This window comes from Virgibacillus doumboii, from assembly GCF_902806455.1.
Lineage (GTDB): Bacteria > Bacillota > Bacilli > Bacillales > Amphibacillaceae > Lentibacillus > Lentibacillus doumboii.
Genome location: NZ_CADCWQ010000001.1, coordinates 3,010,568 through 3,031,524, shown reverse-complemented (window position 1 = coordinate 3,031,524; position 20,957 = coordinate 3,010,568). Strand labels below are relative to the sequence as shown.

The following is a 20,957-nucleotide window of genomic DNA, read 5'->3' as shown; positions in this document are numbered from 1 at the left end:
TTAATCTTTTGTGCAGCGGGAAAGCGATTATAAAAAGGAGGCAATTTATATGACAACGATTAACAAAGGTGAGAATAAATTTTATGTTGGAGAGGACGAACAAAATCCGCTTGGCGAAATTACGTTTAAGCAATCAGGTGACAATGTTCTGACTGTCGACCATACGTATGTATCAGACGAGCTTCGCGGACAGGGTGTTGCCGGGAAACTGGTTGAAAAAGTTGTTAATTATGCAAGAGAAGAAGGAAAACAAATCAATCCGACATGTCCATATGCGGAAAAGAAAATTAAAAACACTCCGGAATATCAGGGTGTGCTCGTTGAACATTAAAATACTATATAGGTGGAGGCTGACCGCAAGCAGGAGTGGTCGCCTCCATTTTTTCGTTGTGAAGGGATTACATTTCTCTGCTTTTTCAATATAATAGAGTAAGAGATGATTAAAGAAGGAATTCCAATGCAAAAAATATTGAAAACAGTATACGAGATGATTATGATCCTGCTCGTTATGGTAACAATTATAACGTTATGGACGGAAGATACCTATAACTCAACGATTAACTGGATAGTATGGGGAGCCTTTTTTATCGACTTCGTTGTCCGGTTTTTTACTGCCAGGGAAAAGTGGGTATTCATTAAAGAAAACCCATTTTTATTAATCGCTGTCATTCCGTTTGATCAGTTTTTCCAGGTTGCCAGAATCGTCCGTGTTATCTATTTGTTCCGGATCAAAACAATTACCAAATACTATATTACACCATATTTGGAAAAATTGACTTTCCAATCCAAGACATTAATTCTTTCCGTATTTGTATCATTACTGGTTATAGCTTCCATTGTTATATGGAATCTGGAAAGCTCTGTAAGCACTTATTTTGATGCACTGTTTGTCATTTTCGGTTATTTATTATTTTTTGGTCATCAGATTTTTGTAATCGAAAATGAGGTTTCAATTTGGATTTTAACCGGTATATCTATTATGGGAATTGGAATTCAAGGGTTGGCGCTGCAATGGGTATTCCATCGGGCAGAGGTATTTTATAAGCGGTTTAAACATAGACGTGGTTCTGATATAGATGAACAATCTGAATTAAAATCAAAAGAACAATAATAATGTCAGGAGGCGGTAACTTTATGTTGCAGGTTCAATGTACGAAAAAGCTGTCCGAACAACTGAACATGAAATTGTCCAAAGAGGGAAAATTTACTTGCTGATGGATTTGACAAAAAAGTTGTCGAGGCGTATCTGGAGAATTGTGACACGGTTAATTACGGCCCGACAACTGACCGGGCGATTATTGCACAATTAAATCAAGTAATCCTCGACACGAGGTATATTGTTGAATCTAGAGACGGGCTTGAGGATATTGATAAGATGAATCGCTTTAATAGTAAAACCGTTATGCTGAAATTGCCGGAAACCTATCCGATTAAAGCAATGGAAAGTGCATTAGAGAAGGAGATTACCCTTTGAATGGATGAGGGGTAATCTTTTTTTGGAAAACGCTAAAGATTGATTCAATATCGCTAAAGCATCAGGGAATAACGCTAAAGGTTGCTAAAGTTTACCTCTTCGAATTTCATATCCTGTTAAATGAAATTAGATAATACCTTGAATCTTACGTAACGTCATATTGTATAATACAAACCAAGCGGCCATGGAGGTGACTGGTTTGTATTCAATAGGAGAGTTGGCACGGATAAGTAGGACAACGGTCCGGGCACTTCGGTATTATGATGAAATTAGTATTTTAAAGCCTGCATATGTCAGTGAAGGCGGACATCGATATTATGATGAAGAAGCATTTGCGAAACTCCATTACATATTAACGTTGAAAGAGATTGGTTTTGAACTGGAAAAAATCAGGGAGATTATGGATAATCAGCAAGCATCACCGAAAGAATTATTAGAAATGCGCTTGGAAATGATAACTTCCGAGATTCAGGAACTGGAGAAAAATAAACGAACGATCCAATTGGCAATGCAGATTATGGAATTCGGCGGACATGAAAATTGGGAGGAACTTTTCGGTACGTTTAAACAATCATTTTTAAACTGGAAGGAAATTCTTGATAATAGAAAAAAATATTTAACACCGGAAGAACAAAAAAAATTGGCGAACATGTCCAATTTAGGTGGGAATACGGAGCTTAATAGTGGATGGTCCTATTTATTAAATGATATCCGTAAGGCACTGGAACAAGGCATATCCCCTGAATCTCCGGAAGGGCAAAAATTTGCAGAACGATGGTCAGCGCTCGTTTATGAAATGTATGATGGTGAATGGGAACTGGCACAAAAGCTTTGGGACATTCAGTATCATGATGTGGAAAATATTGGTATGATTAACATAGAAAAAAGAATCGTTCAATTTATTGAAGCGGCTATGGAGTACACCTGGGCCAAAGCAGGTGAAGCAGATGAATAAAAAACTGATTATCCTCGACATTATCTGTTATGCTGCACTGCCATTTATCATCTGGAGATATGGCAGGGATCTGATGGGTGATTATCCAGCTATGCTGATATCGACTATCCCGGGCTTTATCTATACCATTTACCGATTTATAGTCGAACGGGAATTTAATATTGGCGGATTTTTTATAATTGGTTCTTTGTTCATTGGTACAACAGTCGACCTTTTGTCCGGCTCGGCTGAACAGATGTTGTGGAATGGGATTTATCTTGGACTCTTCTATGTGCTGGTTCATTTGATTGCGCTGATCTTCAGGCGTCCGCTTGCATTGTATTTTGCAGTGGATGCTATGTACTTGCAAGGATATCCAAGAAAAAATAGCACCTCTTTATACTACGAAAAAGGTATTTTTATGTGGTTTCAGTTGATACAAGTTATCTTTATTGTACGCGGATTATTCATGGCCGGCTTAAAAACATGGCTGCTTCAGAAATATGGAGTAGATGGATATGAGCAGATGTTGATATACCGGCAAATAAGCGGCTGGTTTTTTGGGTTGTTAATTACTGCTGGGTTCTTCTATACTAGTGTTCCAATCCGTAAATATTTAGAAAAGATGCAGGGTGCGGAACAGTCGGAATCGGTGTGATTTTAAAATCGCCAAAGTTTAGCTCAAAATCGCTAAAGATTGATGCGAAAACGCCAAAGATTGAAATGAAATCGCCAGAGTTTTGTCCAAAAACGCCAAAGTTGATATGGGACCACTATAATGCACACTGGTGTTTGACATGAAAGGTACGTCAAACACCGGCTCAACGTTTTCACTCCAATGGCGCTTTTTCCACGACGCGTCCTTTCCGCCCTTCTGTTGTCTCAGCATTGCGCAGCGAATTGATAACGGCTTCCTCGGTTGTTTCAACAACTGCTTGGAACAGCTTATTCATTACAGGCTGGTCGTCCCGAAGAAACATCACTGATTCGACAGGTGACTCAGCTTGATGCTCATATGTCTCGGCAGTTGAAAACGCAATTGCAATATCACCGCTGCCGTGACCAATAATGCTTCCGGTTCTGCCCAGTCCGGCTGTGCATCGTTTGGCAAGGCGTTTTAACTGGCGGTCATAAAGTGGCGCATCAGTTGCGATGATCATCATGATGGATCCATCTGGAGTTTCCATTTTTATTTTCTCGAAATCCGCGAACAGAGCATCCTCCCGCTTGCCAAAATTACTCAACACAAGACAGCCGATTGTATATTCTTCAACTTCACGTGACGCCGTTCCAATCCCGCCTTTATATTCGAAGCAGACGGTTCCTTTCCCGGCTCCAACAGCCCCTTCCTCAACAGGTTTATCACTGGCATTTTTGATCGCCTGAATGGCATGCTCCGGCTTTACAGATTGAAGCCGTACCGAATTCAAATAGCTGTCATTGCATTCCCCGACGACAACATTAAGTGAGCTTGTTGTATTACCGATTTCCGGATTTGTATCAAGCATATACTGGAGGGTTCCCTGCCAGACAGCGCCGACACTGAATGTATTTGTCAGCATGATTGGTGATTCCAGCAGTCCCAGCTCGTCAACCTGCACGAGGCCGGCAGTTTTACCATAGCCGTTGATGACTGAACTTGCTGCCCGTATTTTTTTATAAAAAAGATTGCTGTCGTGTGGCAGGATAGCAGTCACTCCGGTACAAACAGTTTTTTGTTCGTTAATTTTCTCATATAATGTTACATGTCCGACTTTTACACCTTCGACATCGGTGATACAGTTAGTTTTTCCTTTTGGCAGTTGCATTGATAGCACCCCTTATTTTATAAATAATGTTAGTCCGATCGTAGTCGAGAAGGGAAATTCTCTGGGACAAGAAATATCACCTGAGCGCAGATAATCTTCTCCAAATAGTATTTCGGCATTCCAAGTTCGGTTTCCTGCAAGTTAATCGTGAAAAATCATATTCCCTTCTATATCTATAATCGAACCTCACCCCAAAAAAGTGGCATTATTCCACAAAAAAATTTTCATGCCACTTTTCACGCCTCTCATACGATTATAGTTATACAGAGGCGGGTTTCAAGCCGCATTTTTGCATTTCTGAAAAAATCGGTGCTATACTATAACTGTAATTAAATACGCAATATTCCTTCGGGGTCGGGTGAAATTCCCAATCGACGGTGATGAAGTGCAAGCTTCTTAGTCCGTGACCCGTGCGGTTTCTTTACCAAGCGGTGGATCTGGTGCAACTCCGGAACCGACAGTTATAGTCTGGATGGGAGAAGGGATTTTTCAGGTAGTTCGCATTGGTATGCGTGTATTAATCATACCTAGTTACTGATTTTGATATGCGAAAAACTTATAAAAATTCTGCCCTTACGCCTCTGAAGAGTGTTCAGAGGTTTTTTTAATTGGAAAAAGGGAGGAGAATGTATTGAACGATGAAAACTATATGCAATTTGCTTTAGATCTTGCCCGTTCTGTTTCCGGTCAGACAAGTCCCAATCCTCCAGTCGGGTCTGCCGTTGTGAAAAATGGCGAGATACTCGGGTTTGGAGCACATCTGAAAGCAGGTGAGGCGCACGCGGAAATACATGCGCTGCATATGGCGGGAGAGAAGGCAAAAGGTGCAACGATATATGTCACACTTGAACCGTGCAGTCATCATGGAAAAACACCGCCATGTGCTGATCTGATTATTGAAAAAGGGATTAGCCGTGCAGTCATCGCGGTTATGGACCCGAATGAAAAAGTGGCTGGACGCGGGATTGAGAAACTGCGATCAGCCGGGATAGAAGTGGAATTGGGTGTTTTACAGGCTAAGGCTGAAACAACCAATGCGATGTTTTTCCATTATACCCAAACGAAAACACCGTATGTCACCATGAAATCTGCTGTTAGTCTGGACGGGAAAACGGCGACACATACAGGTGACAGTAAATGGGTTACTGGTGAGGCTGCACGTCTTGATGTTCATCATTACCGACATACCCATGATGCGATTCTCGTCGGAGTAAACACCGTCCTGGCTGACAATCCCAGCCTGACAACGCGGCTTCTGAATGGCGGGAAAAACCCGATACGAATTATTTTGGATACAAACCTAAGGACACCATTGGATGCAGTTGTTTTAAATGATCAGCAAGCAGAAACTTGGATTGTTACCGGCCAGGAAGTAACGGAGCAGGAAATTGCACATTATAATCAAAAGAATGGTGTAGCAGTTGTCCAGCTTGAGCAAATGGATGTTGATGCTGTTTTGCAATACTTGGGAAGCAAAGGAATCATGTCGCTGTTTGTGGAAGGCGGGGCATCTGTAAACGGTTCCTTTTTGGAAAAAAGGCGGATTAATCAGCTTATAACGTATATGGCACCAAAGCTTATCGGCGGCAAAACCGCTCCAACCTCAATAGGTGGAGATGGTATTGACTATATGAAAGACAGTTTATCGATGGATATCAAGCATGTTGAGATGATTGATGAAGATATTAAGATTATTGCGGACCCGCGAAAGGACGATTCAGATGTTCACAGGAATAATTGAGGAAAAAGGTATCGTCAATAATATGAACCACGTTTCCGAGCAGTCGGTGGAAATGACAATTGGTTCGACGAAAGTACTGGAAGATGTTCATGTTGGTGACAGTATTTCGGTCAATGGGATTTGCCTGACTGTCACGGATCATTCAGCAAACGAATTCCAGGTGGATGTCATGCCGGAAACAATCAAGGCGACTTCCTTAAATGCGTTAACGGAAGGGTCTGAAGTAAATCTGGAACGCTCGATGGCAGCAAATGGACGTTTTGGTGGTCATTTCGTTTCAGGACATGTCGATGGCGTCGGCAAAATTACCCGAAAACAAAAACAGGAAAATGCCATTTATTATGATATTGAAATTCCGGAAGAACTGATGAAATATCTGATGTTGAAAGGATCGGTTGCCGTTGATGGTATCAGCCTGACTGTATTCGATGTTGGGCAAAATACATTTACGCTATCACTTATCCCACATACTGTATCGGAAACGATTCTTGGCGGGAAAGAAGAGGGCGATATGGTGAATATTGAATGTGATATGCTCGCAAAACATGTTCATAATATGCTTAATCAGATAGACACCAATCAAAAAGATGGAATTAACCAGGCTTTTCTAAAAAATAACGGATTTTTTTAAAGGAAGTGGAAGTTAGAGTAAAATGTTTATGGGAGAACATATACCTCATTTTTGGTGTTGAAGTCGTAAGACTTCAACACCAAAAATGAGGCCAGCAAGCGGAGCGCGGTAGTCTTTTAAGACATTTTTAATGAAAAAAAGGACCTTCTTTTGTATAGTTAAGTTTCCTACAACAACAACTATAGAAAGAGGTCCTCAAATGAAAGATATCATATCTACGCTAACTATGAAAGAATTAGAAAAAATTACATATCGTGCTTTGCAGGAAAGCTTTTCCCAGGAGATGGCAAAGACCCTTAAGGAATTAGATGAGGCAATTGCTAAGGGAAGGGATAAACAACGATTTTATTACAAGGATAAAAGAACATTAAAGTTTCAATCAGTCTTTGGACAAGTGGAACTGAAAAGAAATTATTATCAGGATAGGGAAACCGGAGCCTACGTCTATTTATTGGATCAATATTTATCCTTTGACGGTACAAAAGGAATGAGTCCAATGGTGCAGGATTTGGCTATTGAACTGGCTGTGACAGGCGTTTCCTATCGACAGGCTGGTAAGGCGATGGAGAAGCTTTTGGGATATCCTGTGATTAGTCATGAAGGCATACGTCAACAGCTTTTGAATACGGAGGTAGTTCCGGAAGAATCCGTATCACTTGTGAATGATGTTGTATTTGTGGAGGTTGACGGGCTTTATACGAAAAGTCAGGAGAAAAATAAAAAAGGCAGAGAAATTAAGATAGCCAGTGTACACCAGGGTTGGGAAATGAATGGTAAACGGGCAAAACTAATGGAAAAGCGACATTTTATTCATGAAGGGAAACAGCCGTTTTGGGAGGAATTCGAACAGTATTTAATGACGACTTACGAGTACGATCCTACCAAACATCATCTCGTTATCAATGGAGATGGAGCAAAGTGGATCACATCCTGCCGAGATTATTTCCGTCATAATGCGACTTTTGTCATTGATCGTTTTCATGTTGCCCGGGATGTGCAACGTATATTTCGGGATCATTCAAGATATCGTTCCATTCGGAAGAAACTAGCAAAATATGACTGGGAAGGTTTCATGGTGGAGTTAAATAGCGCTGTAGGAACGCTTGATAATGAAAAGAAGGAAGAACGGCTGGAAGAGCTAATAGCACAGCTTTCTCAATATCCGGAAGCGCTGGGAGATTATCGCAAAAAATTAAAAGAAAAGGGCATAGACACAACAGGATTTCGTCCAATGGGGAGCGCGGAAGGAACAATGAGCGTTTTCGCTAAACGGCTTAAAAACGGGCGTAGCTGGAGTGATAAAGGACTTGATAAATTCATTGATATTATGGTTGCTTTGAAAGATAAACTGGAGATTAAAACGCTACAAGGGATACTTGAGCAGACAGAGGAATTAACACAGGAAAACAAAAAAGAAAAGCCGCCTAAACACTTTGTAGAGAGGCTAAGAGACAGTGCTGCAGAAGCAACGCGTAACAACATGGGTTATTTAAAACAGGCTTTAGGAAAACCAGTTACAGATGCCTTAAAAGGATTGAGAGGAATTTAAAAAGCAAAATAGCATCAACATGCGCAAAGACATAGGCGTGAAAACGCTATCAAAATTGGAGCTAAAACAATACAAAATAAGGGACTTTAAAATTCTCCCACAAGTACTTGACACAATCGAAGTGGAAACGATGTTTGACACAATAGATGAAGCTATCAACGATTTAAAAGCAGGAAAACCGATTATTGTTGTCGATGACGAAAACCGTGAAAATGAAGGTGATCTCGTAGCATTATCGGAAAATACAACCCCTGAAGTCATCAACTTCATGATAACGCATGGAAAGGGATTGGTTTGTACGTCCATCAAAGCGGATTTGGCAAAACGAATTAATTTGCCGATGATGACAAGCCGGAGCAGTGACCCGCTTGGTACGGCTTTTACCGTAAGCATCGATCATAAGGATACAACAACAGGAATCAGTGCTGCCGAACGGTCAAAAACAATTAAGGCACTGCTGGACCCTAAAGTAAGTGAGGATGACTTTAAGCAGCCGGGACATGTTTTCCCGCTGGTTGCCAAAGATGGGGGCGTGCTGACGCGACCAGGACACACCGAAGCTTCGGTTGATCTGGCTATGTTAAGTGGTGCATTTCCCTCTGGTGTCATTTGTGAAATCATTAAAGAAGACGGTACAATGGCCCGAGTTCCTGATTTGAAGGAAATGGCTGAAAAATTTGATCTTAAATTTATAACTATCGCTGATTTGGCGGCATACCGCAAGCAGAATGAAGTCCATGTAAATCGGGCGGTAGAGACGGTTCTGCCAACGGAATTCGGTATGTTCAACGTATTTGGATACACGAACGATCTTGATGAAAAAGAGCATGTTGCACTCGTTAAAGGCGATATCAATTCTGATGAGGCAGTATTGACACGAGTCCATTCCGAATGTCTGACAGGGGATGTGTTTGGCTCGTATCGCTGTGACTGTGGGCCGCAATTACATGAAGCATTGGCTAAAATTGATGAGGCCGGTTCAGGTGTTCTGGTATATATGCGCCAGGAAGGCCGAGGAATCGGGTTGATTAATAAACTTCGGGCATATCAGCTGCAGGATGCAGGCATGGATACGGTTGAAGCTAACGAGCATCTGGGGTTTGCACCTGATATGCGGGAATACGACTTAAGTGCACAGATTTTAAAGGATTTAGGTGTGACAAAGGTAAATCTTTTAACAAATAACCCGGAGAAATTGAATGCACTATCATTATATGGAATAGAAATCGAATCACGAATTCCAATCCAGACCGATTCACGAAAAGAAAATGAAAAATATATGCATACAAAATTTGATAAAATGGGACACTTACTTAACTTTCATCAACAATAACGAGGAGATGACGAAATGGGAAAAACATTTGAGGGGAACCTGGTAGGAACCGATTTGAAGATAGGTATTGTTGTAGGACGTTTTAATGATTTTATTACGAGTAAATTGCTTGAAGGGGCAGTCGGCACCTTGAAAAGACACGGTGTACATGAAGAAAATATTGAGGTTGCCTGGGTGCCGGGTGCATTTGAAATTCCCTTAGCAGCCCAAAAAATGGCCAATAGCAATTATGATGCGGTCATTACGCTTGGAGCAGTGATCCGCGGGTCCACTCCGCACTTTGACTATGTGTGCAATGAAGCCGCAAAAGGTGTATCACATGCATCCATGCAATCAGGAAAGCCGGTAATATTCGGTATTTTAACAACCGAAACAATCGAACAAGCTGTCGAACGTGCAGGTACAAAAGCCGGAAACAAAGGTGCAGATGCAGCAGTTGCGGCAATTGAAACAGCAAACCTTGTAAAAGAGTTGGAAGGATAGATTAAGAAGGGGAACAGTCATGATGCTGTTTCCCTTCATTAATTTAATGGAAAATTAGGTTTCAGTAAGATAAACTGTTAGTAGATTGTTTGAAAGTTGGGGGTGGCGATTATGATGAAACCGTTAGTTTATCAAGTTATCGGATTAGGTGTTATCTGGTTGGGGATGGCATTTTTTTATTCCGATTTGCACGGTGCAGGAAGGATTATATTCTATATAGCAACATCCTGGCTGTTATTTTTAATTGTAATTTTAGTAAAGGCGTTGATGAAAGGCCGCAATGAGGACGACGATTCAACAATAGGAAGGTAATATTATGCTCACAATCGAAAGTTTATATAAATCATATGGTGACAAAGTTTTATTCAACGATGTAACGTGTACGGTCACAGAAAATGACCGAATTGGTCTGATTGGCGTCAATGGTACCGGGAAATCAACTTTTTTAAAAGTAATTGCCGGTCTGGATACTGCCGAAAAAGGTACCATGAATCATGCCAAAGATTACCGGATTGAGTATTTGGCGCAGGATCCCGAGCTCGCCGACGATTTAACGGTTATTGAGCAGATTTATTATGGTGAATCGACAATCATGAAAGTGATGCGGGAGTATGAGACAGCGCTAAACAGGCTGAATCGGGATACAACTGATGAAAAGGCCCAGTCCCGAATGCTCGAGATGCAGCAGCGGATGGATGAACATGAGGCATGGGAAGCGAATACTGCTGCCAAAACCATTCTCACGAAATTAGGGATTAAGGATTTTGATAAAAACGTTTCCGAGTTATCCGGCGGGCAAAAAAAGCGTGTAGCGATTGCAAAAGCATTGATTCAGCCGGCTGATTTGTTAATTCTGGATGAGCCGACAAACCATCTTGATAATGAAACGGTGGAATGGCTTGAAAAGTATCTCGCGTCCTATAAAGGCGCATTATTTCTCGTTACGCACGACCGTTATTTTTTAAACCGCGTGACCAATAAAATATTCGAACTCGATAAAGGCAACTTTTATATTTATGAAGGAAACTATGAATTGTTTCTGGAGAAGAAAGCTGAACGTGAGGCGCTTGAAGCAAGTTACGAGGAAAAGCACCGGAACACGCTGCGTCGGGAACTTGCCTGGCTGAAACGCGGGCCGAAAGCAAGAGGGACGAAGCAGAAGGCCCGGGTTGAACGTGTCGAGGAGATGAAAGGAAAGAAATTTGACACCAACAGACAGGACGTTTCTTTTGAGGTTGGCTCTACCCGCCTTGGAAAAAAAGTAATCGAGCTGAAAGGAATTAACAAATCTTACGATGGCAACCAGCTGATCAGGGATTTTGACTATTTGGTTGTACCCGGCGAACGGCTTGGTATCATCGGGCCAAATGGTTCCGGTAAAACGACGCTGCTTAATATAATGGCAGAGCGGATTGTCCCTGACAATGGTGAACTGGAGATTGGAGAAACCGTTAAAATCGGTTACTATACCCAGGGCGACGAAGAACTTGATCCCAACATGCGAATCATTGACTACATCAAAGAAGTAGCGCATGTAATCCATACAAAAAACGGCGAGGAGATCACAGCAGAGCAAATGCTGGAGCGGTTTCTATTTTCCCGGGCGGAACAGTGGACATATATCGGCAAACTTTCCGGCGGGGAAAAACGACGGCTTTATTTGCTGAAAGTATTGATGAGGGAACCGAATGTATTGTTTCTCGATGAGCCGACGAATGACCTGGATACACAAACATTGGGTGTGCTTGAAGAGTACTTGGATTCGTTCCCCGGTGTTGTTATTACGGTTTCCCACGACCGCTACTTCCTGGATCGTGTTGTTGATCAATTGCTTGTATTTGGCGGAAATGCCTCCATTGAGCGGTTTTATGGAAACTACAGTGACTTTTTAGCCCGTGAGAACGAACGCAAGGCAACGCGACCGTCCACTCCGGTAAAAGAAAAGCCGAAAAAACAGCCGAGTCGCAAAAAGTTATCCTATAATGATAAAAAAGAATGGGAAACGATTGAGGATGAAATAACACGGCTGGAGATGAAAGTGGAAGAACTGCAGGATGGCATTGATAATGCCGGCAGCGACCTTGAGAAGGTTCAGGAGTTATATCAGGAACAGCAGCAAATAGAGGAAAAGCTCGAAGCAAAGATGGAACGCTGGGAAGAACTTTTGGAGTTAGTCGAAAAGATGGAAAAATAATGATTAAAACGAGGCAGCTGATTTTGCCCTGTATGAATGACTGACTGGAAAGTGGCGCATATAAACGCTCCGGAAATATACTTCGCTTTCCGCGGGCGGCTGTTGAGCCTCTCCGTGCTGTCGCACTACGAGTCTCACCTAGGCCTTTCCTCCCGCAGGAGTCTACGTATATTTCCTCCGCTTTTTCCGTACGTTGTTCGTTTCTTATGCTGGACGTTTTTGTTATGTCCCAGCCTCGTTATTTCAGTTGAGTAAAAAAATGATGTGCTGTCACGATGAAAGTGGGTGTTTGTTTAGCGAGAAACCATCGAGAGAAAGACTCTCACGATGAAAACAGATAATATTTCAGTGAAATACAATCGTGATAAACCTTCTCACGATAATATAACACAGTTCTTCACGAGGAAATAAGAGAGGAGATGAAACCTAAGAAAAATCGGCCGGGAATTGAGTTCTCCCGGCCGATCCATCTGTCTATTCAGTTAAAAGCATTTCCAACGCCTGAAACTTATTTCATCAATTCTTCAATCTCAATCGATTCCACAATCCCGGTTCCGTTATCCCGGATAAGTGCTTCCAGCGTCACGCGATCCCCGGATTTCATAAACAATGCAAGTGGTTCTTTTCCGGCATTGATTGTATAAATTGTCTGGTCCCCTTTTAAAATAAATTGGACAACCTGCCCCGTTTTCTCCTGTGTGGATACCAGGACACGGTTCACCTCTCCCTGTACAGTTTTTAGATTCGACTCACCGGTTGCTTCCACATTACTTGGATTTTGGGCCAGTTGCAGTCGATAAGCTTCCAGCGTTTCTCGTGCAGTATCACCAAATACGGCAAAGTCTGCATCATCTGCTTTAATGTAAGCGTATCGTTTGAATAATCCATTAGGGTCGAGTACGTTTACAACCCATGTCGGATTTCCGTCAATGTTGTACAGTATCGGCATCGAGCCATTCCAGTTTTTCTCAGGAAATTGCTTGTTAACAATCTCTTTTGCACCTTTACTGTCCATAATTCCATTGTTTTTCTTCCCGTTATAATAAGTCAGCTCACCTGTACGCGCATTAATTAATGTGTATCCGAGTGCTGAGTCGATATTTTCCTTCGGTGATGCCATATCGGTAAAGTAATACATATCGCCCTGCTCATTAAAAATAGGGGTGACACTGGTTTCCGTACCTGATTCGTTCGGTATTTTCACGTCTTTTTTACCAAATATCGAATTCAGCCAGCCGTGGACATATTTACCGAAATACTCATTCTCGTCACTTGCAATTTCCGAGCTGATTGATCCATCGATAAAGTCGGGTGCTTCGTTAGTTTCATACAGGTTAACTTCACTTGTTACAGGGTCAACGACAGCAACATGCAAATCACTCATGTCCGGTTTATTTGTCAGTCCAATTGGCTGATACAGAGTTTGGACATACCATGGTTTACCGTCTTCATCTACTTCGATTTGTGCTTCGCCGCTTTGAATATAGTTCGGATAAGCCCCATAAATGGTCCGCTGCACATTATGATTAAGGTAGCTGGAATTGGTATAACGCATTTTACTTTCAAAAAACTCCGGCTGTGCATTAACGTTTGTTGCCGAAATGGTAAAGTATCCTTCCGTTTCTTTGCCGCGGAAGTACTTCCAGAACCCGGTGAATTCGAGTGGTGCTACAAAAACGATTTCGCCGTCAATCTTTTGCACCTGTAATTTTCCAAGATCATAAAATTGCGTGTTGGGAACGACGCCCATTGATTTTTGCATTTTATTACGTGCGAATTCGGGTGATACCGCGATTGGTGTGGCTTCTTTGTCCATTGGCTTCGCTTCTTTTACATCTTCCTTGGCAATCGATTCATAGGAATCATCGAGCGTTAATACCCCGAGTACGAGAATAGTCGGTACGGACAAAACAGCCAGAATAATGATTAATCCCAATGACGTTTCATATGTTCCGCGTGCTTTTTTCGGAAATTTGGCTGAAGTCATTCCGTAAAGCAGGAAAATACCTGCACCGGCAATAACAATATTGGATATCACCATGTTTGGAACAGTGATTGGAAGCAGGATGACATAGTTCATGATACCCGCGATGATGAAAAGAACGATAAAGACAATTCCTGCAAATTTGCTCGTCACTGCCCTTGTTTTCGTGTTTTTGACAATAATGGCACCTGCCAGAAGTGCGTATAAAATGAAAGATAGGATAGTAGTTGTTAAGATTCCTGTCATGATTTCAGCTCCTGTGTTGTGATATGGTACATATGTATATACGGAATAATACATAAATAGTTTCATGAATGGGGAGTTATTTTTGAAAAAAATCTATAGTGATATTATTCAATTCAGGGGAACACATTATGAATTCGGGTACATGCAGGGTGAACTTTTGAAGGATTCACTGACTATTACCAACCGTAAAAAGCAATGGCGTGTACGGAGACCGCGGTTTACGATTGATGTAAATGAGGCAAAAGAAGCGATAACGTCATTTGCGCCGGGTGTATGGGAGGAACTTATTGGCATGCAGGATGCCCTCGAATGGGATATGTCTGATGTTCTGCAGGAATTTGGCGGATACCGGCTTGAATATGTACGAAGCGGCTGCTCCATATTTACAGGAAATGACTATATGATTCGCAATTATGATTATCATCCAAAGACATATGAAGGGCGTTACACAATCTTTCAGCCGAGTGACGGGGGCTATGCCGTTATCGGGCCGTCACAGCGAATAACAGGCCGCATGGATGGGATGAATGAAAAAGGACTTGTTATGGGCTATAATTTCATGCATCGGAAAAAGCCAGGTGATGGATTTATCTGTAACATGATTGGACGGATCATTTTGGAAAGATGTGCAGATGTTAAGGAAGCGGTTCAGACGCTGAAGGAAATCCCGCATCGCCATTCGTTCAGCTATACTGTACTTGATAAAAATGAAGAAACGTTTGTGGTTGAAGCAACGCCAAGAGGGGTTCAAGTGCGCAGGTCCAATATGTGCACCAATCATTTTGAACGGATGAAAGATGAGAACCGTCATCATTTGGATGATTCGTATAAACGACTGGAAGCCATCAAAAAACAACAGAAAGATGCAACGGATGGGTATAAAGCATTCCGAATGCTGAATGATACAGATAAAGGAATTTTCTCCAAACAGTATAGAAATTGGGCAGGAACAATCCACACGGCAGCATATTATCCAAAGCAGCAAAAAGCCTGGTTTGCTTTGGGCGGTGACCGTGAGCCGATGATTTTTAATTTTAAATCCTGGCTTAAAGGTGAACAGGTTAAAACAAAGCGAGTACTGGGGGAAGTCGACACAGATTTATCATTTGTTCACATGGATGAGAATGTGAGATGAAGCCTAAATTTGCGTTTTCTCTTATTTTATGTTTAATTTACAAAGAATGATGGAAAATAAAAGTGAATTAATATATTTAATAGGAGGCTAAGTTAACATGAAGCTGTTTCAGGTAAGAAAGGGTCAGTTTGTTTATTACAACAATGAGCTGCATAAAGTTTATTCAGTGAAACCAATGTTCAAACAATCTGCGCACCTGTATCGTTTAAAAGATATGAAGCAAATACTTACGAAAGCAAGTGACATCCAGCTCTACAGACCAAAACATAATGATTCATTTATTTTTTATGGAAAACGGTATACCATTGATAAGGAAAAGAAGCCGGAACCGGGCGACTATATCCTGATTATTAAACCAACTCCGGATTTCCTTGATCATTATTCACTTAATGAAATTGAAAAAGTTGATAATGTGGAGGACGGGAACGTAGTCACAACGAGAGACAATGGTGTCAAGCATAGTGAGTATGTTGTAATGGTACCTGGTACGTCAAAGGATGCTCATGATATTGCATATCTGGATAAATCCCGCGTATCTGAAGCACAACTGCAGGAAGATGAGTCTCCAAGATTTTTGGCAGAACAGGATAATGAAATGAAGCCTGTCGTGGGTGATATTTATCTGGATGTTCAATCTAAGACAAAGGCAATGATTGTGGCTATGACAGAGGAAGAAATCGTGTTTGGTCATGGTGTCAGGGTACATGTCAGTGAAGTTCTGGATGAAGACAAATATACGTTAGTTTACCGATTTGAAGAAGATTTATAAGATAAACTCCTGAAGGCTAAAGCTTTCAGGAGATTTAACGTTATCTGATACCATTTGTTATATTTTTGGGTATATTGCATTATTTTTACAAAACGATGACATAAGTACTCATAAATTTCCTGAAAAACTCGAATATTGTATTGAGATTATAAAGAGGAGGAATTATTTCATGCAATTATTCGAGAAAATTGTCAAACTAGCAGTCAGTGCAGTGTTTGTCGTATCCTTTACGGTAACTGCCGGTACGGGTTTTGTATTTGCGGATGAGAGCGATAAACCGAATGACCTTACCATTAAGGAAGCAGACAATGAAACGGATGTTGAAACAACCGGGGAAGATAAGGAAACTATGGAAGAAAGAGAAGCGGAAGAAGAACTTCCATCATTAATTCCAGGAGACTTTTTCTATTTTGTAAAATTAATGAAAGAGAACATTCAATTAGCTATCACACTTGATGATTATAAAGAAAGTCAATTGCTGGCTGATTTTGCCGCAGAGCGAATTGCTGAAGCAAATGCATTAATTAAAGCTGGAGACAAAGAGGAAGCTGCCGATTTATTGAAAAAGGCTGTTGAAACACAGAAAGAAGCCGAAGATATGCTGAATGGCACTGAGGAAACAACGGGAAGTAAAACAGAAGGTGAAGAGGGTTCCACAACTGTAGAAGGTACTGCAACTGAAGAAAATACGGATGTGGAAGAAACAGATGTGGAAGAAACAACAGTAGAAGCAACAGACGAGGAAATAAATGAAGAAACAGAACAGGTACGAATCAACCTCGCCAACAATATTGATGCATTAACAGCTGTTCTGGCAAAAATCGATAATCCGAATGCACAGGCAGCCATTATGAAAAACATTCAAAAGTCATTTGCAAAGCTGGCAGCAAAAATTGAAAAACGTGCCGGGTTCACTGAGGAATCAGATGACAAATCAGGGGAAGAAGACGATTCTGCTGAGGAAAACGAGACCGTTGAGGAAAATAGTGATTCCGATGCAAATGCAACATTGACAATTTCTGAAAAGCCATATGCAAAAGATGATCTTAATAAGCAGGCACAAAAGGAAAAAGAGAAAGAAGCTGAAAAACTGATCAAAGCCCAGGAAAAATTTGCAAAAGCGAAGGCAAAGGCTCAGGAGAAAGCTGCAAAAGCTAAAGCTAAAGCCGCAAAGAAAGCTGAGAAAGCACAACAAAAAGCAGCCGAAAAAGCTCAAAAAGCAAAACAAAAAGGCAATAATAACGCGGCAAAAGGAAAAGGCAATGGGAATTCAAATGGCGTTGGGAACGCTAATGCCACAAAACATGCGAATAAAAATTAACCAGACAATTTTTAAACAGCAATCAATAAAATCCAAAAAGAATGATCATCAGTCTATATACCAGGTTGATGGTCATTTTTATGTTTTATCTGAAGCCATGAGAGTTTATGTTAAAATAAGGGTCGAGTTTTTGAAAGAATGCTCGTACGAACGATACAGTTGCTGAAATAAATAAAATCATCTTAACTGCTCCATTCTATAGTTGAGGTGATTGAATATGAGAATTCAATTAGTTACTGTTATTTTCATTGGTTTAATAAGTATTTTACTATCTTTTACAGTCCAGGCAGAAGAAGGAAACAGCAATGTAAACAAGGAATTTAATATGGATTTGACAGGGTATAAACAATATTCTTTTGGTTCTTTTAATCAATTAGGACATGAAATAACCCCACTTGCTCAACTATATTTTCGAATTGTACAAAGAGAGCAAGAATGGATTGAAGAGCCCCGACTTTACATCAAGGGAAAAAAAGGATATGTTCATCTTTGGAAGAAAGACGGTACAAATGTACTCTATCAAGTTGAAAAACAAACAAATGATATGTGGGAAGTAATCAATGTAAACAGGAAGAAAATTGACAGAATACCGGTATCAAAGAAACATCTTAAAAAAGCATTAATTGAACGTTTAGTCGAACCAATCAGTAAAGCTATTCATAATTATTACGGTGAGTACAAACTTTGGTCCCGGAGTTTTGAAAAAGTACTTAAAATTGATAAAGATAAACATGATAATCTTTTATATGTAACCGTTCAAGTCCAAACGTTTGAAGGTGCCCATAACCCGCCATATGGTGAAGAAACAATTACCTTCAGGTTAAAAGGAAATGAAGTTGAGGTTGTTAATTTTAAACATAGGGACATCCCAAAGGAAGAGTGGAAAAGATTGGAGCTACGGTAATTCAAAGACAGACTATCATGGATGAGTACTTATTCTGTGTTAATTGAATAGGTGATGGAATTCACCATAACCGCCTGTATAGGCTAATGACTCCTGCTAAAGATAAATGGAATATCTATGTCTTTTGGCAGGGGTCTTTCTGGTTTTTGTAAAAAAGAAAGGTGATTAAAATGAAATTATTATTAGTGATGATTGGCGGTTTCTTCGGAGCTATATCAAGATTTGCTTTAGGCGAATGGATACATACAACAAATGGGTTTCCTTTGGGTACCTTTCTAATCAATCTTATTGGTTGCTTTCTTTTGGGGTGGTTTCTGACATTCGTCAGCCAAAAGAAAAAAATAAAACCTGAAATTACACTGACAATTGGAACAGGATTTATCGGTTCATTTACAACCTTCTCAACCTTTTCAGTAGAAACCCTTCAATTAATTCAGCAAGGGCTTTTTTCTCTCGGATTACTCTATATATCTGCTACTACTATATTAGGATTGGTATTGGCTTATTCAGGCCGGAAATTAGCTTTGCGAAAAGAAAGAGCGGGTGATGTGGCATGATTTGGTTTATCGGAATTGGTGGTTCGTTGGGCGCCGCAGTACGGTATTTGTTAGGCAACCTGATTAGTGGAAGAACGCAAAATCCTTTTCCATTGGGAACCTGGATCATTAATATCACTGGCTCATTTTTACTTGGTTACCTTGCTCAACTTCATCTTACAAACCAAATTAGTGAGTGGCTATGGTTATTTGGCGGTGTTGGATTTTGTGGAGCGTACACAACTTTCTCCACTTTTGGACATGAAACCATAACCTTGATACTTTCCAAAAAGGTAAAATTTGCGGTTGTTTATGTCGTAACATCAATTGTGGTGGGGATAATTTCAGCAGCGATTGGCTTCTATATTTGATTTAAAAAAATACAACAAGAAGCACCACTCTCATGATGCAATCTGTTGTATTTTTTAATCTGACAGCGGATGGTGATTCTATTCACCAAGCATACCAGCAGCTTTATATCCGACAATATTTATCGGATCTTTTGGTGACGAATAAGGCGGGGCATATGCCAGTTCCAGTTCAGCAAGATCTCCTGCAGTGATTTTTCCCTTCATTGCAGTGGCTATCACAGCCAGACGCTTGTCGACTCCTTCTTTGCCTATTACCTGCCCGCCATAAATTGTCCCGTCATTTTCGTCAAACAGGATTTTAATACAAATCTTCTCTGCGCCGGGATAGTACCCTGCATGTGAAAGCTGTTCATGGGTGACTTCACTATAATTGAATCCTAATTGATCCAACACTGCTTTGTTATATCCTGTTACACCGACATCCAAATCAAAGACTTTAAAAATGGCGGATCCTTGTGTACCTCCATATGCCAGACTGGACCCTTGCAAATGTCTGGCGATGATATAGGCTTGACGGTGTGCCGGCCAGGCAAGTGCTACATGACGGGGGCTTCCTGTCATATAATCATTTGTCTCAACCACATCACCAAGTGCATATATATCAGGATCATTTGTTTGCATGAACTCATTTACTTTCATCGCACCAGTTTCACCTAACTCAAGTGAACTATCCTCGGCAAGCTTCGTATTGGGCTTAATGCCAGTTGCCAAAATAGTCATGTCAGCCTGTATTTTCTCACCACCGCTCAAGTTCAAGGTACTTCCGTTATCAAAAAAAGATTGAACCCCTTCATTTAAAATAAGCCGGACTCCTTTTTCTTTCAGGTGGTCCTGAATCATTTCAGCCATGTCAGCATCGACAAGTTTCATAACCTGAGGTGAACGGTCCACGATGGTACAATCCATATCAAGTGCTTTCAGGTTTTCCACCATTTCCAACCCGACGAATCCAGCGCCGACAATCGCACAGGACTGCGGTTTATTTTTTGTGATGTATGAATAAATAGCATCCATATCCGGAATTAAATGCAGCGTGAAAGTCCGTTCATCATTTAAACCTTCGATGCTGGGTTTAGTGGCAGACGCACCCGGTGCCAGAACCAGTTTGTTATAAGATTCATACTGGGATCCATTTTCATTTTTATAATGAATCTGCTTTTGGCCGCGATCGATGGATACAACTTCTGAATTTGTTTTAACAGTAACACCATATTTTTCAGCAAATTTATTTTTATTAACCAGCAAATCATCCCGCTCATCAACAACACCGCCGATATAATATGGCATTCCACAGTTGGAGAATGCTATGTAATTGCCTTTATCAAATAGTATTACTTCAGCTTCTTTATCAAGACGACGGATTTGAGCAGCCACCGTAGCACCACCGCCAACTCCACCAACAATTACTATCTTTTTGGACATTATATTACCTCCATGTAGAATAAAGTTCCCTTTTTACGTCAGGATTAATCAAAAACAGGGGCTGGGAGTGTTTTATCAAAAGAAAAACCCGAACTAACTTAAAAATGGTGCAAATAACCGCT

General features: G+C 40.8%; 20 protein-coding genes, 1 pseudogene and 2 riboswitches. Of the genes and pseudogenes, 18 read left to right on the top strand and 3 right to left on the bottom strand.

Annotated features, from left to right (window positions below):
* Nucleotides 1-49: 49 nt before the first annotated feature.
* The 5 genes and pseudogenes from G6R02_RS15215 (at nucleotide 50) to G6R02_RS15200 (ending at nucleotide 3,066) form a co-directional block, all read left to right on the top strand.
* On the top strand, nucleotides 50-331 hold the full coding sequence (locus G6R02_RS15215; protein WP_164670083.1) for a GNAT family N-acetyltransferase: 282 nt from the start codon (nucleotides 50-52) through the stop codon (nucleotides 329-331).
* Nucleotides 332-457: 126 nt separating this feature from the next.
* The gene (locus G6R02_RS15210; RefSeq protein ID WP_164670082.1) at nucleotides 458-1,111 is read left to right on the top strand and encodes a transporter; all 654 of its coding nucleotides are present in this window, start codon (nucleotides 458-460) and stop codon (nucleotides 1,109-1,111) included.
* 96 nt (nucleotides 1,112-1,207) lie between these two features.
* Nucleotides 1,208-1,474: pseudogene (locus G6R02_RS20430) on the top strand (DUF6933 domain-containing protein); the annotation flags it as partial.
* Nucleotides 1,475-1,673: 199 nt separating this feature from the next.
* Entirely contained in the window at nucleotides 1,674-2,429 is a 756-nt protein-coding gene (locus G6R02_RS15205) for a MerR family transcriptional regulator (RefSeq protein ID WP_164670081.1), read from the top strand.
* Entirely contained in the window at nucleotides 2,422-3,066 is a 645-nt protein-coding gene (locus tag G6R02_RS15200; RefSeq protein ID WP_164670080.1) for a VC0807 family protein, read from the top strand. Before G6R02_RS15205 ends, G6R02_RS15200 begins: the two co-directional genes overlap by 8 nt.
* Before the next feature lie 172 nt (nucleotides 3,067-3,238).
* On the opposite strand, the gene G6R02_RS15195 is transcribed toward G6R02_RS15200, so the two are convergent.
* Nucleotides 3,239-4,216 (bottom strand): DmpA family aminopeptidase, encoded by a 978-nt coding sequence (locus tag G6R02_RS15195; RefSeq protein WP_164670079.1) that lies wholly within the window; start codon nucleotides 4,214-4,216, stop codon nucleotides 3,239-3,241.
* 340 nt (nucleotides 4,217-4,556) lie between these two features.
* Nucleotides 4,557-4,704, top strand: a riboswitch (FMN riboswitch).
* A 143-nt stretch (nucleotides 4,705-4,847) separates the two neighbouring features.
* On the opposite strand from G6R02_RS15195, the gene ribD reads away from it, so the two are divergent.
* The 7 genes from ribD (at nucleotide 4,848) to G6R02_RS15160 (ending at nucleotide 12,147) form a co-directional block, all read left to right on the top strand.
* Nucleotides 4,848-5,957, top strand: coding sequence for a bifunctional diaminohydroxyphosphoribosylaminopyrimidine deaminase/5-amino-6-(5-phosphoribosylamino)uracil reductase RibD (ribD, locus tag G6R02_RS15190; protein WP_205520153.1), 1,110 nt, complete (start codon nucleotides 4,848-4,850; stop codon nucleotides 5,955-5,957).
* Nucleotides 5,938-6,588, top strand: a complete 651-nt coding sequence (gene ribE, locus G6R02_RS15185) for a riboflavin synthase (RefSeq protein WP_164670078.1) — start codon at nucleotides 5,938-5,940, stop codon at nucleotides 6,586-6,588. The genes ribD and ribE overlap by 20 nt, the downstream gene beginning before the upstream one ends.
* Nucleotides 6,589-6,787: 199 nt before the next feature.
* On the top strand, nucleotides 6,788-8,137 hold the full coding sequence (locus tag G6R02_RS15180; RefSeq protein ID WP_164670077.1) for an ISLre2 family transposase: 1,350 nt from the start codon (nucleotides 6,788-6,790) through the stop codon (nucleotides 8,135-8,137).
* Between the two features lie 130 nt (nucleotides 8,138-8,267).
* Complete coding sequence (locus G6R02_RS15175) at nucleotides 8,268-9,470, top strand: bifunctional 3,4-dihydroxy-2-butanone-4-phosphate synthase/GTP cyclohydrolase II (RefSeq protein WP_164670076.1); 1,203 nt, start codon at nucleotides 8,268-8,270, stop codon at nucleotides 9,468-9,470.
* 15 nt (nucleotides 9,471-9,485) lie between these two features.
* The gene (gene ribH, locus G6R02_RS15170) at nucleotides 9,486-9,953 is read left to right on the top strand and encodes a 6,7-dimethyl-8-ribityllumazine synthase (protein ID WP_164670075.1); all 468 of its coding nucleotides are present in this window, start codon (nucleotides 9,486-9,488) and stop codon (nucleotides 9,951-9,953) included.
* 111 nt (nucleotides 9,954-10,064) lie between these two features.
* Nucleotides 10,065-10,265 carry a hypothetical protein gene (locus G6R02_RS15165; RefSeq protein WP_246202581.1) on the top strand — a complete coding sequence of 67 codons (201 nt, stop codon included), beginning with the start codon at nucleotides 10,065-10,067 and terminating at the stop codon, nucleotides 10,263-10,265.
* Nucleotides 10,266-10,269: 4 nt separating this feature from the next.
* Nucleotides 10,270-12,147: an ABC-F family ATP-binding cassette domain-containing protein gene (locus G6R02_RS15160; protein ID WP_164670074.1), complete on the top strand. Its 1,878-nt coding sequence runs from the start codon at nucleotides 10,270-10,272 to the stop codon at nucleotides 12,145-12,147.
* 508 nt (nucleotides 12,148-12,655) lie between these two features.
* On the opposite strand, the gene G6R02_RS15155 is transcribed toward G6R02_RS15160, so the two are convergent.
* Complete coding sequence (locus G6R02_RS15155) at nucleotides 12,656-14,377, bottom strand: DNA-binding protein (RefSeq protein ID WP_164670073.1); 1,722 nt, start codon at nucleotides 14,375-14,377, stop codon at nucleotides 12,656-12,658.
* A gap of 82 nt (nucleotides 14,378-14,459) precedes the next feature.
* Here G6R02_RS15155 and G6R02_RS15150 point away from each other — a divergent pair, with 82 nt between their 5' ends.
* The 6 genes from G6R02_RS15150 to crcB (G6R02_RS15125) all read left to right on the top strand — a co-directional run bounded on the left by G6R02_RS15150 (nucleotide 14,460) and on the right by crcB (G6R02_RS15125) (nucleotide 19,413).
* A complete protein-coding gene (locus G6R02_RS15150) occupies nucleotides 14,460-15,512 on the top strand; it encodes a C45 family autoproteolytic acyltransferase/hydrolase (RefSeq protein ID WP_164670072.1) in 1,053 nt (350 codons plus the stop codon).
* A 97-nt stretch (nucleotides 15,513-15,609) separates the two neighbouring features.
* Nucleotides 15,610-16,281: a hypothetical protein gene (locus G6R02_RS15145; RefSeq protein ID WP_164670071.1), complete on the top strand. Its 672-nt coding sequence runs from the start codon at nucleotides 15,610-15,612 to the stop codon at nucleotides 16,279-16,281.
* Between the two features lie 169 nt (nucleotides 16,282-16,450).
* Nucleotides 16,451-17,602 carry a DUF5667 domain-containing protein gene (locus G6R02_RS15140; protein ID WP_164670070.1) on the top strand — a complete coding sequence of 384 codons (1,152 nt, stop codon included), beginning with the start codon at nucleotides 16,451-16,453 and terminating at the stop codon, nucleotides 17,600-17,602.
* Nucleotides 17,603-17,819: 217 nt separating this feature from the next.
* Nucleotides 17,820-18,506, top strand: a complete 687-nt coding sequence (locus G6R02_RS15135; protein ID WP_164670069.1) for a DUF3888 domain-containing protein — start codon at nucleotides 17,820-17,822, stop codon at nucleotides 18,504-18,506.
* A gap of 41 nt (nucleotides 18,507-18,547) precedes the next feature.
* Nucleotides 18,548-18,609, top strand: a riboswitch (Fluoride riboswitch).
* Nucleotides 18,610-18,676: 67 nt separating this feature from the next.
* The gene (crcB, locus tag G6R02_RS15130; protein ID WP_164670068.1) at nucleotides 18,677-19,063 is read left to right on the top strand and encodes a fluoride efflux transporter CrcB; all 387 of its coding nucleotides are present in this window, start codon (nucleotides 18,677-18,679) and stop codon (nucleotides 19,061-19,063) included.
* Nucleotides 19,060-19,413 carry a fluoride efflux transporter CrcB gene (gene crcB / locus G6R02_RS15125; RefSeq protein WP_164670067.1) on the top strand — a complete coding sequence of 118 codons (354 nt, stop codon included), beginning with the start codon at nucleotides 19,060-19,062 and terminating at the stop codon, nucleotides 19,411-19,413. Before crcB (G6R02_RS15130) ends, crcB (G6R02_RS15125) begins: the two co-directional genes overlap by 4 nt.
* 78 nt (nucleotides 19,414-19,491) lie before the next feature.
* On the opposite strand, the gene G6R02_RS15120 is transcribed toward crcB (G6R02_RS15125), so the two are convergent.
* Nucleotides 19,492-20,835: a CoA-disulfide reductase gene (locus G6R02_RS15120; RefSeq protein WP_164670066.1), complete on the bottom strand. Its 1,344-nt coding sequence runs from the start codon at nucleotides 20,833-20,835 to the stop codon at nucleotides 19,492-19,494.
* Nucleotides 20,836-20,957 lie beyond the last annotated feature (122 nt).